The following is a 15,723-nucleotide window of genomic DNA, read 5'->3' as shown; positions in this document are numbered from 1 at the left end:
ACTGAAGTCTTATATATATTATATATATATTTAAATACAGGTAAAATATAATATATGATAATATAATAATATAAATATTGGCGTAATATAAGTTATGTAAAATAGTTATTAAGATAAGTAAAAACTCAAATGGCAGGATATGAAATTTTTTTTAATTTTTTTTCAAAATTGCGGACGAATTTGCGAGTCATCGTACATATATATTATACAGGGCATTGAACTTTAATTACACAAAGGAGTTTTTGTACGTCAATCTTAACGCTAGATCTCGGCAAGCAAACAGGCTGGGCAATTCTAACAGATGGAATAATTGAAAGTGGGAGCAAAAGCTTTCATGGTAGTCGTTTCAGCGGAGGTGGAATGTGTTTCTTAAACTTTTGCAATTGGCTCAATTCTTTGAAAGACATTTCTGCAGTGTACTTTGAGGAGGTGAGAAGACATTTAGGAACTGATGCAGCCCATTGCTACGGTGGGTTTCTTGCAGTGCTGTCTGCTTGGTGTGAAGAGAACAATATTCCCTACCAAGGTGTTAATGTTAAAACTATAAAACGCTTTATAGCAGGCAAAGGCAATGCAAGTAAGAGTGAAGTTATTGAAGCTGTAAAGGAAAAAGGGGTTTTGCCTAAAGATGATAATGAATCTGATGCTTTAGCATTAATGTTCTATGTTATGGATTTCAGTAAAGATATTAATAAGATGAAAAATCCATAAAAAGTGGGTCCTTTCGGCCATAATGGCGGGTTTGGTGGGTCAGACCCCAGGCCTTCTCTAGCGTCAGAGATATTTTAATTATTAACTTTTTAATTAGTATAGCAATTATATGAATTTAGCAATCCACTATTATCCTACTCGAAACCTAGTTGAATATGATCGTAATCCACGTAAAAATGACGATGTAGTCAACAGAATGTGTGCTTCTATTCGGGAATTTGGCTTTCGTATTCCAATAGTTGCAAAAAGCGATGGAACTGTGGTTGATGGTCATTTAAGACTTAAAGCAGCAAGAAAACTTGGTATGGAGAGTATTCCAGTGGTCTTAAGTGATAATCTAAATGAACCACAAACCAAAGCTTTTCGATTACTGGCAAATCAATCAGCTAATTGGGCAAAGTGGGACGATGATCTTTTGAGAATGGAAATTCAAGAGTTAGAAGATTTGCAGTTTGATCTTAAAATGACTGGATTTGAATTGGAAAAAGTTCAAAACTTTCTTGATGATTTAGATGGTGAAAAAGAAGATCTTTCTGACTTAGTTGTTGATGACAAAAAGGTAGAAATAACAAAGCCAGGTGATCTTTGGATTTTAGGTGATCATCGAATCTATTGTGGTGATAGCTCTGTAGTTGAATCATATAAAGCGCTGTTAGATGATAAAATGGCAGACATTACTGTTTGTGATCCTCCATATAACGTTGATTATGGTAATAGCCAAGACAAAAAGATATTAAATGATAATCAAGGTGAAAAGTACGAACTTTTTCTCTATGACATCTGTTCCCATATTTTAGCATATACGAAAGGAGCAATTTACATCTGCATATCATCATCAGAGTTTTCAACGTTGCAAAAAGCATTTGAGGAGGCAGGAGGAAAATGGTCAACATTTATCATTTGGGCAAAGAATCACTTTACGCTAGGCAGATCAGATTATCAAAGACAATACGAAGCAATGCTCTATGGATGGAAAAGCGGCAATAAACGTGAGTGGCATGGAGGAAGAAATCAAAGTGATCTGTGGTTTTATGATAAGCCAACGCACAATACACTACATCCAACGATGAAGCCAGTAGAATTAATGGAAAGAGCAATAGTTAATAGCAGTAGACCAGGAGATATAGTACTTGATCCATTTAGTGGTTCTGGTAGCACATTGATTGCATGTGAGAGAACAGGAAGAATTTGCAGAACAATAGAGCTAGATTCAAAGTTTGTAGATGTAACGATAAAACGTTGGCAAGTATACACGGGAAGAGATGCCATTTTAGCCGGTACTGGTAAAACCTTTTCAGAGACTCAAGAAGAAAATTCGTAAAAAATAGGCAAAAAAAAGTGAAAAAAATAACACAAACAGAATGGGCAAGAGAGATAGGAGTATCAAAGCAATATGTCTGTTATTTAGTAAAGAAAGGGATAGTTGAGTTGGAGGATGGTTTGATCAATAGAGAACAAGCAAATGAAGCAGTAGCGGCAATAAGAGATCCAAGTCAGCCACTTAGGAGGAAAAATCCAGAAAACGAAAATACAAGTAACCTTTCCACGATGTTGCTAAAAACTCGAATAAAAAATGAAATGGAACGAGGTAAACTTCTTGAGGCGAAAGCTAAGGCTGAGATTGGTGAACTTGTAGCAGTAGAGGAAGTAAAGCGCGATGCATTTAATGTAGCAAGAGTTGTACGTAATAATTTGCTTAATATTCCAAATAGAGTTTCAGCACTACTTGCATCACTGAGTGACACTGAAAAGATTCATATGGCGCTAACCGAAGAGATTACAAACTCATTACAAGAATTATCTAATATTAAGTTTTAAATAATGTCTGCTAACTTAAGTTTAGAATTAATAAAGTGTCTTATTAATCAACCAGGAGTGGATGTAAATGTTAGAGGATTAAATGGGAAAACCCCACTACATTATGCAGTAGAAATTAACGAGCTTAGTATGGTTGCTCTCTTACTAAATAGGAAAAATATTAATCCACTGATCACTGATGATGATGGTAAAAGTGCGCTCTCTTGTGCAAGAGAAGAAATATTACAAGCACTAATCAATCACAAATACGGATCAGAGGAAGATAGTTTGCTTCACTTAGCTGCGATGTTGAATGAAGCAAATGCTGTAAGGTTTTTACTCAACAAAGGAGTTAATGTTAATGAGCAGAATGCTTTACTACATACACCGTTACATTTAGCGGCAGGAGCTGGGCATGAAGGGATAGTAGAAATTTTAATTAGAGAAGGAAATGCGGATAAAGATGTTCTTGACGTGAGAAATCATGCAGCAATGCATTATGCAGTAAACAACAAGAAGCTAGAAGTAGTAAAATTACTTTCAAATCTTGGTGCGAATGTCAATATAGCTGGTAGCGGCAGAAATGCAATGAAATTATCTTCTTTGCACGTAGCTATAAGTAGCAGTAATTACGACGAAAGAGACTTATGTTTAGATATTGTAAGATGCTTAATAAATGTTCCTAATGCTGGGGTCAACTTACAAGATTATGAAAATAAAACGCCACTACATTATGCTGAAAGACTTAAAACAATAGAAGTTTTACTAACGCGAGAAGATATAGATCCTTTGATTAAAGATGATAATGGCAAGACACCGTTTTGTTATGCGAAAGAAGAGAACAAATCTGAAATAGTAAAAGCTTTAATAAGTAATAGGTATGGAGTAGAGAAGAACAATTTACTTCACTTAGCAGCAAAAAAAGGATATGAGGAGATTCTGGGGGCGATTTTAAAAGAAGGAGTTGAAGTAGATGTTTTAAACGATCAAGGAGAATCAGCAGTATATCTTGCAGCAATAAATAGGCATTTTAATATAGTAAAATTACTGCTAAAGAAAAGAGCAGATGCTACAGATGTTTTTGAGTACGCAATAACAACAAATAATGTAAAACTGATAAAGTTACTAAGCAAAGAAAAAGATATAGTTTTATTTGGAAAAAATGACAACTTTCCAACGTTTCATTTATTGAGCAATAAATATTTTGAAGAAAGGAAAATAGCAGACAAAAAAATAAAGAAATATACCAATATCATCTGTGTCACTATAACAATATGCGCAATAGCGATAGTAGGAATTTACCCTAACATTATAGCTGCGGTAATGGTGGGAATAGTTGCACTCATAGCTGCAATAATGATGAGTAATTTAACTCAGAAATACGTAGAAGAAGCGCTTGAAAAGAAAATGTTTACTGAACTCGAAAGTGAGAAAACAAGTGAGAGCGTAAGTCCTATTTTAAGTGATGTTGAAGTATCATCTAATGATGGTGAAGAGCTAGAGGTATGATATACGCCACATCTTTTTCTGAAGGTTTAAGACCAGATCCGCAGCTTAAAGTGTCAGAGTGGGCAAATGAGTATCGAGTTTTAGCAGCAACTGCAGCATCAGAGCCAGGGAAATGGAGAACGGAAAGAACTCCTTATTTAAAAGAAATCATGGATTCACTTTCTCCGTCCTCACCAGCAGAAAAAGTAGTATTCATGAAAGGAGCGCAGATTGGGGGAACAGAAGCTGGTAACAATTGGATTGGCTATATCATCGATCAAACACCAGGACCAATGCTAGTAGTACAGCCAACAGTTGAAATGGGAAAGCGTTGGTCAAAAGGAAGATTTGCGCCACTGATTGAAAGTACACCATGTTTAAAAAGTAAAGTAAAAGACCCAAGATCAAGAGATTCAGGCAATACTGTACAAAGTAAGGAGTTTCCAGGTGGAATTGTAGTAATAACCGGAGCAAACAGCAGTGTGGGACTTCGCTCTATGCCAGTAAAGTATCTCTTTCTTGATGAAATAGATGCATATCCAGGAGATTCAGGAGGTGAAGGAGATCCAGTACTGCTCAGTATTGCACGAACTAATACATTTGCACGGCGAAAGATTTTTTTAGTATCAACACCAACGATTCATGGAATAAGCAGAATTGAGAAAGAATTTGAAGCAACAGATAAGAGATATTTTTTTGTACCATGTCCATATTGTAATTACTATCAAGTTCTGAAATGGTCACAAATTAAATGGGAAGATAATGACTCAAGAACAGCACATTATGTCTGCACTGAATGTAGCGGCAAAATAGAAAATCATCAAAAAACAGAGATGCTTGAGCGTGGAGAATGGAGGCCTACTAATAGAGTAAAAGGTGAGAAAAAAGGATTTCATCTTTCAAGTCTTTATAGTCCAGTTGGGTGGTATAGTTGGCAACAAGCAGTAGAGGATTTTCTCCATGCAAAGGAAAGTGAACAATTACTGAAGGTTTGGATAAATACCACTTTAGGAGAAACCTGGGTAGATAAAGGAGAAGTACCAGACTGGAAGCAATTATTTAACAGGAGAGAATTTTTTCCCGTAGGCACAGTACCTAAGAGAGAAGTGGTACTTACTGCAGGTGTTGATGTTCAAAAAGATCGGTTAGAAGTAGAAATTGTAGCATGGGGAAAAAGCCGTGAAAGTTGGTCAATAGACTACCGAGTATTTGAAGGAGATACAGGAAGTGGAGAAGTATGGAAAAAGCTTTCAGAGCTGTTAAATCATCATTTTATCGGTGAAAATGGTCTTGAATACATGATAAGTATGATGGCGGTTGATGCTGGGTATGCGACACAAGAAGTATACAATTGGGTAAGAGGTCATCAAGGCTGTGGAAGAGTAATGGCAGTCAAAGGTGTAAATAAAGCTCTAGTACCACTTAGCAGTCCAAGCAGAGTAGATATAACAGTTGGTGGGCAAAAACTGAAAAGAGGAATAAAGCTATGGCCAGTAGGAGTATCGATATTAAAGTCAGAACTTTTTCAATTACTTAATGTTTTAAAAGAAGAAGAGAAAGTGCCAGCAGGGTATTGTCATTTTCCCGAGTATGTACCTGAGTATTTTAAGCAGCTAACGGCAGAGCAATTAGTCAGCAAGGTAGTAAAAGGATACACCAAACAAGAGTGGCAAAAAGTAAGAGAAAGAAATGAAGTATTAGATTGCCGAATTTACGCAAGAGCAGCATCAATAGCACTGGGAGTAGACAGATGGCCAGAGAGTAAATGGAATAGTTTAAGTGAAAAACCGGAAAGTAAAAAATCAAAGAAAATAGTCAAAAGCAAATGGATCAGCAAGTAATAAATGTATAACGAAGATTATTTAATTCAAGTCGAAGAAGCGATAAAGAAGCTGCAAAACGGAGAGCGAGTAGTATCAATTGCATATGGTGATCATGTGGTAAGATATGCAGAAGTAGATATAAATGATTTACTAAACTTAAGACAACGAATTAAAGCTGAGCTAAAGATTGCTGGAGTGGAGCCAAAGAGGAAAATTATTTTTTCAACGAGTAAAGGAATTTTATAAATGCTACTAAAAACCTTCAAACAATTATTCAACAAGCCAAAAATCAAAAGTTCAGCCTGGGATGCAGCAGGCTCAGGAAGAAGATTTTTTCACTTTCAACCAGAGTTAGGAAGTATAAACAATTTGCTGTCTCAAAGCCTTGAAACTTTACGTAGTAGATCACGTGATATGGTGAGAAAAAATCCTTACGCTGCAAATATAATTGATACGATAGTAAGTAACTCTATTGGAACAGGAATAAAACCACAATCAAAAGCAAGAGATGGAGAATTTCGAAAGAAGGTGCAAGAATTATGGCTAAGATGGACAGATGAAGCAGACAGTAGTGGAGTAAGTGATTTTTATGGATTACAAGCTCTAGTATGCAGAAGTATGATAGAGGGAGGAGAATGTTTTGTACGTTTAAGAACGAGAAAGCTGGAAGATAGGTTTTCTGTACCATTACAACTGCAAGTGCTTGAGTCTGAACATTTAGATAATAAAACAAATCAAACTTTAGGAAATGGTAATGTAATAAGAAACGGGATTGAGTTTAACAAGCTTGGGCAAAGAGAAGCATATTACCTATTTAAAGAACACCCTGGTGAAGGCTCGTTTGGTGAATCAGTGAGAGTGCTAGCAAATGATGTTTTACATATTTATAGACCATTAAGACCTGGGCAAATCAGAGGGGAGCCTTGGCTTTCTAATATACTGCTGAAGCTTTATGAGCTTGATCAATATGATGATGCAGAGCTGGTGAGAAAGAAAACTGCAGCAATGTTTGCTGGATTTATTACAAGACTCGATCCAGAAGCAAATATCATGGGAGAAGGTGAAAGTAATGAGCAAGGAGTGGCACTATCAGGTTTAGAGCCAGGAACAATGCAGCTTTTAGACCCAGGAGAGGACATAAAATTTTCAGAGCCATCAGATGTTGGAGGAAGTTATGAAGCATTCATGAGACAGCAACTGAGGGCAATAGCAATAGGCACAGGGATAACATACGAACAACTAACAGGAGATTTAACCGGTGTTAATTATTCATCCATTCGGGCAGGGTTGATAGAGTTTCGCAGAAGGTGCGCAATGTTACAGCATAACGTGATAGTGTTCCAGTTTTGTAGACCTATTTGGAATAGATGGCTAGAATTAGCAGTGCTTTGTGGAGAACTGAGTATAGATGAAAAAGTAGTAAAAGCAGCGAAAGAAGAAGTAAAATGGATACCACAGGGATTTTATTGGGTGGATCCACTGAAAGATCAGCAAGCACAGCAAATGGCAGTAAGGAATGGCTTCAAAAGTCGAGCAGAAGTAGTATCAGAAATGGGTTACGATGTAGAAGAAATTGACCAAGAAATAGCGGAAGATCAAAAGCGTGCAAATAGTTTCAACTTAATGTTTGACTCTGATTGTAAAGGGTTATGATGCTCTTAGGAAAACCATTAATGCTTGAACCAAGGAGTTTTGAGCTACTATCGCTATACAAAGAAAAACAGCCAATTTTCAAAAATCTCAAGCACTCCATCAAAAGCAACGAAGAAAGAACTGCAATTATACCAATTCATGGAATCTTGACGAAAAAACCAGGTGCGTTTGATAAAATGCTCGGAATGACATCATATGAGCAAATAGAAGCACAAATAAAGCAAGCACTAGAAGATAGTAGTATAGAGACAATTATACTGGAAATAGACAGCCCAGGAGGGGAAGTAAACGGTATATTTGATCTTTCCGACTTTATTTACGGAGCAAGAAAATTGAAAAAGATCGTAGCAATAGCAAATGATGATGCATATTCTGCTGCATATGCTATAGCTTCTAGCGCTGAGAAGGTATTGGTGAGCAGAACTTCTGGTGTGGGCAGTATTGGAGTAATAGCAAGTCATATAGATCAAAGTAGGTTTGATGAAAAGCAAGGTATTAAGTACACCACAATCTTTGCTGGTAGTCGAAAGAATGATTTAAACCCGCATGAGCCAATGACGTCTGAAAGTCTGGGAAGCTTACAAAAAGAAGTAGACCGACTATATGAAATGTTTTTGCAGCTAATAGCAAGGAACAGAGGTCTTTCAATTGAAAAGATTCGATCAACAGAGGCAGGGCTATATTTTGGGGAGAAAGCAGTAGAAATAGGCCTTGCAGACGGAATGACAATTCTTTCATCTATTAATAAAAACAGGAGTATTACTATGAATGAACAAACTACAAATGACCTAGAAACTGATAATTTAACCAAGTATCGTACTGAAGTTCTTGAATTAATACGTTTATGTAATTTATCGAAGATGCCAGAAAAGATAGGAGAATTTATTGAGCAAAGTGTAAGTGTTGAGCAAGCTAGGGAAGTTTTAATGGAATTACTTGCAGAGAGAACAAAGAAGACAGAGATACTGAGTGCAATACCACAGAATTCAGGAGAAGAATTGATGATGCAGGTAGCGAAAAGTCGTAGGAGTTAAAGTATTTTTATAACCGCCGTATATAGCATTGATAAAAGCGGCGGTAAGCAGTTAAGGAGAGAAATTTATGAGTTGTATAAGCGAACAAAATAATCTGGGTGACTTATTAAAGTATGAGTCATCAAGTCTATATTCAAGAGATCAGATAACAGTAGCAAAAGGGCAGAACCTAAAGCTTGGTACAGTAGTGGCTCTCGATAAAGATAGCATGGTTAAGATAATAAATCCAACTGCCACAGATGGTACACAAACAGCGATAGGTGCAGTAGTAAGTGATGTAAATGCGACAGAAAATGCTAAAGCAGTAATTATTACTCGTTGTGCAATACTAGCAGATCATGCGGTTGTGTGGCCAGCAAATATCACTGAAGAGCAGAAAGCTGCAGCAATAAAGCAACTTGAAGCACGAGGGATCATTGTCCGCAAGGGAATTTAACTAAAATTAATAAGGAGAGAAAAAATGCAAAATCCATTTACAAATACAGCATTTAGCATGACGGCACTAACAAATGCGATGAATATATTGCCGATAAATTATGGACGTGTTGAAAATTTAAATTTGTTTCCAAGTAGATCAGTAAGATTTAGACATATTACAATAGAAGAACATAATGGAGTTTTAAGTCTATTGCCAACGCAAATTCCAGGAGCACCAGCAACAGTGGGAAAACGTGAAAAGAGGAAAATAAGGACATTTACGATTCCACATATTCCTCATGATGATGTAGTGCTGCCAGAAGAAGTACAAGGAATAAGGGCATTTGGATCAGAGAGTGAACTTAAAGCGCTTGCAGATGTAATAACTGATCATTTGCAGCTAATGAGAAACAAACATGCAATAACGTTGGAGCATTTGCGTATGGGAGCGCTCAAAGGAATAATTTTAGATGCTGACGGGTCAGAGTTATTAAATCTGTATAACGAGTTTGAAATTACACCAAAAGTAGTAAATTTTGCCCTGGGAACAGCAACAACAGATGTAAAGCGTAAGTGTCTGGAAGTATTGCGCCATGTTGAGGACAACTTAAGTGGTGAATATATGACTGGGATTCATGCGCTGGTAAGTCCTGAGTTTTTTGATGCACTAACCTCTCACGTTAAAGTAAAAGAAGCATATGAAAGATGGCAAGAAGGTGCAGCACTAAGGAACGACATGAGATCAGGATTTACATTTTGCGGAATAACATTTGAGGAATATAGAGGGCAAGCAACAGATCCTGAAGGAACCGTAAGAAGATTTATTGAGAAAGATACGGGACACTGTTTTCCACTAGGAACAGCAAGCACATTTACAACATATTTTGCACCAGCAGATTTTAATGAGACAGTAAATACTCTTGGACAGCCACTCTATGCAAAACAAGAGCCAAGAAGGTTTGATAGAGGAACTGATTTGCATACGCAGTCGAATCCATTGCCAATGTGCCATCGTCCGGCCGTTTTGGTAAAAATTAGTTCTAGTTGATGAATATAGGAAGATTATTAGAAGATTGTTTTGATCATCTAGGAGTGGAAGCCATATATTGTAATAAAAATAAGGAGGGCATTCGTAAAATAAAAGTGCTAATTAAACGTCCTGAGACTACGTACTCTTTAGGTGCAGGTGGAGAATTAACTCAGCAAATTGCTTCTATAGAAATACGTGATCAGGACGTTACTTCCTTTAGCATAGGTGATTATATCAAGATTGAAAAAAGGTTCTACAAGATTTTTGAACCACCGTTAAAAGATTCTTCAAGTAAAATATGGAAAATTGAGGCAATAGAAAGTGTTTGATTAGTAACAATATTAATGAAATAATCTCCAATATTGAAAGAAAAGAGCAGAAAATAAAACTGGCAGCTATAAAAGCGTTAAACAAAACGGCACTATGGTTAAAAGCGCAAGCAGCTAAGGAAATCAGTGAGGAAAAGAAGGTAAAATTAAGTTTGATAAGAAAGAGATTAAGAATTTTTAAGGCGAAAACTAGCAGATTAGACGTGTTGATTAGAGCAAATCTCTATGACATTAGAGCATCAACAATTGGTAAAATACAAAAAACAAGAAGAGGATCGAAAGTAGGAAAGCATGAGTTTATAGGAGGATTTGCAGCAGTTATGCCAAAAGGAAATAGCGGTATTTTTAAACGTGAAGGAAGAGCAGCATTGCCAATAAAGGAAGTTAAATTGTCACTGAAACCAGAGGCTTCAAGGATAATAGGGAATCTTGTTAATTATGAAGTTGAAAAGGTATTTGAAAAATATTTTATACATTACATGAGTTAAATTATATGCATGACAAAGTTCTGGAAAGATTTACATCAAGCAATTTGCAGCACACTGAAGGAAGAAATACCGTCTATACAGACATGTGAAATTTATCCAGCAATAAGAAAAGAATTATTAGCGCCAGCGGTATTTGTAGAGCTTGTGAGTTTAGAATCGGGAAAAGATCCTGGAACAGAGGAATTAGCCCTGAAAGCAAGATTTGAAGCGAGAATTGTAGTTGATGGAACAGTAGAGGATTCCTCGGTAGTTGTTAGAACATTAGCTGCTGAGGTTGCGAGAGTAGTAAATAAAAATACTTGGAATGTGAAAAATGTTTCACCAGGAGAATTTATATCTGCGGAAATTGACGGATTTAGGCCAGAGTTAGATGCGTATTTGGTGTGGATGGTTGATTGGAGTCATCAGCTTCATTTAGGTAAATCGATATGGACAGAAAATAAGATTAAGCCACATACCATAAACGTAGGAAATATAAATGTTGGATCATAATTTTGCAATTTCAGAGCTAAGTAGAAAATTAGCGAATATCATTCGTATAGGAGTTGTAAAAGAAATAGATTATGAAAAAGCAAAAGTAAGAGTTAAAATAGGAGATATTGTAACAGATTATCTGCCATGGATAACAAGTAAAGCAGGAAAAGATAGAGATTGGTCTCCGCCAGATATTGATGGACAGGTTATGGTATTTTCTCCTCTTGGTGAACTATCATTAGGAGTGGTGTTAGCAGGAATATATCAGGAAAAATACCACGCACCAGAGAATAAAAAAGAAATAAATAGTGTGAAGTTTCAAGATGGAACAAGATTGTTATATGATAAGGAAAAACATCATTTAGAGATTGAAGTAGTAGATAAAATAACACTGAAAGCTGGGGAATCAAGTATAGAAATGACAAAAAGTGGAATAAAATTGAAGGCAGATAAAATAAACCTTAATTGATGAATAAATCGGTTATGCGAGTAGGAGATCATTGTGCAGAAGCAACACCACATTTTTGCGTTAGTGGGAGTAACAATGTTTTTGTAAATGGTAAGCCAGTTTGCCGTAAAGGAGATAATTTTACAGAAGGAAGAGTATTAACTGAAGGATCAAAAACAGTGTTTGCAAATGGTCTTAGTGTAGGAAGAGTTGGGGATTCAGTATCTTGTGGTTTCAAGGTAATAAGTGGAAGTAATAATGTTTTTTCAGGATAAAAATAAACCATCTGTTATACTTACCAAAAGTAAGGTTATGAACATGGATATAACTACTAGCCTATTAGGAGACATTAGTGATTTAATAGATAGAGCAAAGAATCATCTTTCTGTTCAATTCAACTCTACTCTAGTATTGTTAAACTGGGAAATTGGCTCCAGAATTGATCAAGATATCCTAAAGCACAAACGTGCAGATTATGGGAAGCAAATCATCTCTCAACTTGCAAAAGAACTTCAGATTAAATATGGACGTGGATTTGATAGAGCGTCATTATTTCGTATGGTACAATTTTCTAAATTCTTTCCTGATCAAGAGATTGTCGCGACACTGTCACAACAATTGAGTTGGTCACATTTTGTAGAAATTATTGCAATTTCTGATGAGCTGAAGCGTAATTATTATATAGAAATGTGTCGTATTGAAAGGTGGAGTGTTAGGGCACTACGTAGTAAAATCGATACTATGTTGTATGAACGTACAGCACTAGCAAAAAAACCTGAAGATTTCATAAGAAGGAGTATAAAAAATTTACGTGAAGAAAATATGTTAGCACCAGAATTCATTTTTCATGACCCATACTTCCTTAGCTTCATGGAATTGCCATCAAGTTATAGCGAGACTGATCTAGAAAATACAATCTTGGATGAATTGATAAAATTTTTACAAGAGTTTGGAAATGATTTTTGTTTTGTAACACGTCAAAAAAGGATGAGTACTAAAACAACTGACAGGTATTTGGACCTACTATTTTTTCACAGAGGATTAAAACGCCTTATAGCAATAGAACTAAAAATAGGTCGCTTTGAACCAGCTTATAAAGGACAGATGGAATGGTATTTAAATTGGTTAGATAAAAATGAACGAAAAGCAGGTGAAGAAAAACCGTTAGGGATTATTTTATGTGCTGATAAGGATCAAGAGGATATAGAATATCTTGAACTCGAAGGCTCTAATATTCATGTTGCACAGTATTTAACACAGCTTCCTTCTAAAGAAATTCTTGAAAAGAAGTTGAGAAAGGCTATTTCTATAGCACGTGAAAAACATGCAAGTATTAAGTCAAATCCATGAAAAATATATGAGAGGAATGGATGCTAAAACATTGCCTCAATTTTCCATATTTCACTCAGGGAAAAAATTAGAGGGAATAGAACATCTGAAACAATCGATAATTGATATATTAACCACTCCTATTAACAGTAGAATAATGAGGAGAGATTACGGGTCTAGGCTATTTGAATTAGTAGATAAGCCAATAAATAGAGATTTAACTTTGGAAATTTACGCAGCAACTGCAGAAGCTTTGGAAAAATGGGAAAAAAGATTTAAATTAGAAAAAGTAAAAATGACAGAGGTGAAAGAAGGAAAAGTAACGCTTGACCTAGAAGGATTATACGTACCAAGTGGGAAAAACATTCGCTTTGATGGGGTGGTAATATAAAGATGCAGCAGACTAACATTATTGAGCCACTGAACTTCGAAGAAATTCTGTCTCGGATGAGGGAAGAGTTGGTGAAGCGTGACGCAAGTTTTACAGCATTAGTTGAAAGTGATCCAGCGATAAAGATTCTGGAGGTAGCAGCATGGCAAGAACTTTTGCTTAGAGAAAGAATAAATGAAGCAGTAAAGAGTAATTTACTTAAATTTGCGACAGGAGAAGATCTTGATAATTTGGCTGAGTTTTATGGAGTAGAGAGGCAGAAAGAAGAAGATGACGAACGATTTAGAAAAAGAATTAAAGCAAAGATAATAGGCCCAAGCACGTGTGGCAGCAGGGAGTATTATAGGTATCATGCACTGTCAGCAGATAGAAGAGTAAAGGATGCGCTGGTTGAATCAAAAGTGCCAGGAAGTGTGGAGATCTCAATTTTATCAACAGAATTATCCACAACTGGCATAGCGTCTGAAGAACTACTGGATATTGTAGGAAAGCAAGTCACCAGGGATGATATAAGGGTTTTAACAGATGCAGTAACAGTGATTGGTTGCAATATTATGGAAATAGATATTCACAGCAGAATGAGCATAAGTCCTGTAATATCGAAGGAGGAAATCAAGAAGCAGTTCATTAAGAAGTTTGAAGCAAGTAGAAGGCTGGGATGGAATGTTACAAGATCTTGGATAATAGCAAACCTATTTATAGAGGGTGTAGAAAACGTAGAATTAATCGAGCCAAAAGAGGATGTTGTGGTGCTGGGTAATGAGTGTGCAGTGCTTGGCTACGTCAAGTTAGATAGGATTTAAAACGTATTTTTTTGTTTTGTGGAATCGAAAAAGTTTCACCAGTGAGGGGATTGCGTGCAATAAGTGGTTTAAGGTTTACTGGATCCAATGTTAGGGAGACGAAAGTATTGATTTTCTTCCAGAAGTTGTAACTTGTTTTTTAAAGTATGGATAATATGGTTAAATATTATGGAAAGTGTTTTCGATATTAAGAACATCTTTATTTTTGATCAGTTCTGCAATGATCTCTTGCTTACTCATAAGCTACCTAAATAAAGGAAATTAAAGCAACTTGAAAGAAAAGACAAATGAAAAGTTTATTACCGCCAAACGCAACAAAGCAAGAGCAAGCACTGGTTGATGCAATAGATTATAAGGTTGATCCAAGCTGTATCAAAGGATTTAAGTTTAATCTTAAAGAAGAAACATTGCCGTGGTTGATTGAGGGATATGAATTGGGGGAAATACTACGTTGGATAAAGGATAAAAGAAAAGCCGTAGTAGAAGGAGTAAAATTTCAAAGACTGAGAGGAACTCCAGCATCACTAAAAATAGCATTAAAATGGGCAAATATAGAAGATATTACAATTATTGAAGAGCCACCCGGTAAACACTTTTTTGAGTTGCAAGTAGGGATAAAAGAGGTACCAAATGACTTCTTCGTAGATGCAGTAGTAGAGCTGGCAAAACTATCACTGCCTGTAAGATCCAGATTGATGAGGATTTTTAACGATTATTATAATGTGCAGAGATTTATATTGGATGAGAGTTTATTTGGAGATCTTCTTTCTGATTATTCAGGGGTAAAAATAGAAAAAAATGGACCAGTGTTATCATTTGGAAGAGTAAATTTTTTCAGGTCTAGTGGTCCAGTTATTAGGATTATAGAAAACTATCTACGCGATCATTATGAACGAGCTTTAAGCAATGATATATATCGCCTAGATGTAGCAATCCTTGGAGAAACCGAGCCTTACACAAGGGATTATAAAGGCATCTATGAAAGAGATCATTTGTGGTACAACTTAAAAGCACTATATCCATTACCACAGAGTTTATTACCATCGATTAAATTTGCAAAAGCGCAGATAGTATTATCAGACAGTTGGGATTTAGGAGACATAAATACGTGCTTTCCAGTAAGTAGCGTAGAAGAAAGAGGAAATAAATTTGTATTGGGAAGCGATAAACTTTCAGGGCAATATTGGAATTTAAAACATAAGCCAATTTTAGAAAGATTTAGCGTTACTCACAACTATAAAGTAGAAAATTATACAGATCAGAAGGTCAGAAAATATGTTTTAGCAGAACACAACGTTTACTATAAAAATGATTTGGATTCAGAGCAAAAAGACTCAATACACGAATTAGAAAAGCACATTTTAGTATTTTACCCGGGAGTACTGAAGTGGCATGAACATCGACATTTGCACAGAAGTTGGAAAAGTAGTCAAGTTATATCTATAATAAGTTAAGTACTTATATTTAGATCCTCATATATTATATTAATAACAGGTAAAAGTGTATGA

20 protein-coding genes are annotated in these 15,723 nt (G+C 35.9%); 19 read left to right on the top strand and 1 reads right to left on the bottom strand.

Annotated elements, in window-relative coordinates; genetic code table 11:
- Nucleotides 1–252 precede the first annotated feature (252 nt).
- The 18 genes from ABWU55_RS02890 (at nucleotide 253) to ABWU55_RS02805 (ending at nucleotide 14,215) form a co-directional block, all read left to right on the top strand.
- Nucleotides 253–711, top strand: coding sequence for a crossover junction endodeoxyribonuclease RuvC (locus ABWU55_RS02890; protein ID WP_265018095.1), 459 nt, complete (start codon nucleotides 253–255; stop codon nucleotides 709–711).
- Nucleotides 712–820: 109 nt separating this feature from the next.
- Nucleotides 821–2,032: a DNA modification methylase gene (locus ABWU55_RS02885; RefSeq protein WP_265017947.1), complete on the top strand. Its 1,212-nt coding sequence runs from the start codon at nucleotides 821–823 to the stop codon at nucleotides 2,030–2,032.
- A 17-nt stretch (nucleotides 2,033–2,049) separates the two neighbouring features.
- Nucleotides 2,050–2,529 carry a hypothetical protein gene (locus ABWU55_RS02880; protein ID WP_264378236.1) on the top strand — a complete coding sequence of 160 codons (480 nt, stop codon included), beginning with the start codon at nucleotides 2,050–2,052 and terminating at the stop codon, nucleotides 2,527–2,529.
- 3 nt (nucleotides 2,530–2,532) lie between these two features.
- Nucleotides 2,533–4,017 (top strand): ankyrin repeat domain-containing protein, encoded by a 1,485-nt coding sequence (locus ABWU55_RS02875; RefSeq protein WP_264378237.1) that lies wholly within the window; start codon nucleotides 2,533–2,535, stop codon nucleotides 4,015–4,017.
- On the top strand, nucleotides 4,014–5,837 hold the full coding sequence (locus ABWU55_RS02870; protein ID WP_264378238.1) for a phage terminase large subunit family protein: 1,824 nt from the start codon (nucleotides 4,014–4,016) through the stop codon (nucleotides 5,835–5,837). Before ABWU55_RS02875 ends, ABWU55_RS02870 begins: the two co-directional genes overlap by 4 nt.
- Nucleotides 5,838–5,840: 3 nt before the next feature.
- A complete protein-coding gene (locus ABWU55_RS02865) occupies nucleotides 5,841–6,065 on the top strand; it encodes a gpW family head-tail joining protein (RefSeq protein ID WP_019236402.1) in 225 nt (74 codons plus the stop codon).
- Entirely contained in the window at nucleotides 6,066–7,472 is a 1,407-nt protein-coding gene (locus tag ABWU55_RS02860; RefSeq protein WP_264378239.1) for a phage portal protein, read from the top strand.
- Nucleotides 7,472–8,506 (top strand): S49 family peptidase, encoded by a 1,035-nt coding sequence (locus ABWU55_RS02855; protein ID WP_264378262.1) that lies wholly within the window; start codon nucleotides 7,472–7,474, stop codon nucleotides 8,504–8,506. The genes ABWU55_RS02860 and ABWU55_RS02855 overlap by 1 nt, the downstream gene beginning before the upstream one ends.
- Before the next feature lie 67 nt (nucleotides 8,507–8,573).
- Nucleotides 8,574–8,942 (top strand): head decoration protein, encoded by a 369-nt coding sequence (locus ABWU55_RS02850; protein WP_264378240.1) that lies wholly within the window; start codon nucleotides 8,574–8,576, stop codon nucleotides 8,940–8,942.
- A gap of 24 nt (nucleotides 8,943–8,966) precedes the next feature.
- Complete coding sequence (locus ABWU55_RS02845; RefSeq protein ID WP_264723487.1) at nucleotides 8,967–9,971, top strand: major capsid protein; 1,005 nt, start codon at nucleotides 8,967–8,969, stop codon at nucleotides 9,969–9,971.
- On the top strand, nucleotides 9,971–10,282 hold the full coding sequence (locus tag ABWU55_RS02840) for a hypothetical protein (protein WP_264378242.1): 312 nt from the start codon (nucleotides 9,971–9,973) through the stop codon (nucleotides 10,280–10,282). Before ABWU55_RS02845 ends, ABWU55_RS02840 begins: the two co-directional genes overlap by 1 nt.
- Nucleotides 10,279–10,770, top strand: coding sequence for a phage tail protein (locus ABWU55_RS02835; protein ID WP_386086961.1), 492 nt, complete (start codon nucleotides 10,279–10,281; stop codon nucleotides 10,768–10,770). Before ABWU55_RS02840 ends, ABWU55_RS02835 begins: the two co-directional genes overlap by 4 nt.
- Before the next feature lie 9 nt (nucleotides 10,771–10,779).
- Entirely contained in the window at nucleotides 10,780–11,262 is a 483-nt protein-coding gene (locus ABWU55_RS02830; RefSeq protein ID WP_264378243.1) for a hypothetical protein, read from the top strand.
- The gene (locus ABWU55_RS02825) at nucleotides 11,249–11,713 is read left to right on the top strand and encodes a phage baseplate assembly protein V (RefSeq protein ID WP_264378244.1); all 465 of its coding nucleotides are present in this window, start codon (nucleotides 11,249–11,251) and stop codon (nucleotides 11,711–11,713) included. Before ABWU55_RS02830 ends, ABWU55_RS02825 begins: the two co-directional genes overlap by 14 nt.
- On the top strand, nucleotides 11,713–11,967 hold the full coding sequence (locus ABWU55_RS02820) for a PAAR domain-containing protein (RefSeq protein WP_264378245.1): 255 nt from the start codon (nucleotides 11,713–11,715) through the stop codon (nucleotides 11,965–11,967). Before ABWU55_RS02825 ends, ABWU55_RS02820 begins: the two co-directional genes overlap by 1 nt.
- The gene (locus tag ABWU55_RS02815) at nucleotides 11,951–13,042 is read left to right on the top strand and encodes a YhcG family protein (protein WP_264723488.1); all 1,092 of its coding nucleotides are present in this window, start codon (nucleotides 11,951–11,953) and stop codon (nucleotides 13,040–13,042) included. Before ABWU55_RS02820 ends, ABWU55_RS02815 begins: the two co-directional genes overlap by 17 nt.
- Before the next feature lie 7 nt (nucleotides 13,043–13,049).
- Nucleotides 13,050–13,412, top strand: a complete 363-nt coding sequence (locus tag ABWU55_RS02810; RefSeq protein ID WP_353286499.1) for a GPW/gp25 family protein — start codon at nucleotides 13,050–13,052, stop codon at nucleotides 13,410–13,412.
- Nucleotides 13,413–13,414: 2 nt separating this feature from the next.
- The gene (locus ABWU55_RS02805; RefSeq protein WP_264378247.1) at nucleotides 13,415–14,215 is read left to right on the top strand and encodes a baseplate J/gp47 family protein; all 801 of its coding nucleotides are present in this window, start codon (nucleotides 13,415–13,417) and stop codon (nucleotides 14,213–14,215) included.
- On the opposite strand, the gene ABWU55_RS02800 is transcribed toward ABWU55_RS02805, so the two are convergent.
- On the bottom strand, nucleotides 14,196–14,303 hold the full coding sequence (locus ABWU55_RS02800) for an HU family DNA-binding protein (protein ID WP_353286498.1): 108 nt from the start codon (nucleotides 14,301–14,303) through the stop codon (nucleotides 14,196–14,198). The genes ABWU55_RS02805 and ABWU55_RS02800 overlap by 20 nt on opposite strands.
- Before the next feature lie 199 nt (nucleotides 14,304–14,502).
- On the opposite strand from ABWU55_RS02800, the gene ABWU55_RS02795 reads away from it, so the two are divergent.
- Nucleotides 14,503–15,669, top strand: a complete 1,167-nt coding sequence (locus tag ABWU55_RS02795; RefSeq protein WP_353286455.1) for a phage tail protein — start codon at nucleotides 14,503–14,505, stop codon at nucleotides 15,667–15,669.
- The last annotated feature ends 54 nt before the right edge of the window (nucleotides 15,670–15,723 follow it).

This window comes from Wolbachia endosymbiont (group A) of Crataerina pallida, assembly GCF_964028475.1.
Classification (GTDB): domain Bacteria; phylum Pseudomonadota; class Alphaproteobacteria; order Rickettsiales; family Anaplasmataceae; genus Wolbachia; species Wolbachia pipientis.
The sequence above is the reverse complement of the archived record's forward strand: the minus strand, read 5'-3'. Positions and strand labels throughout refer to the sequence as shown.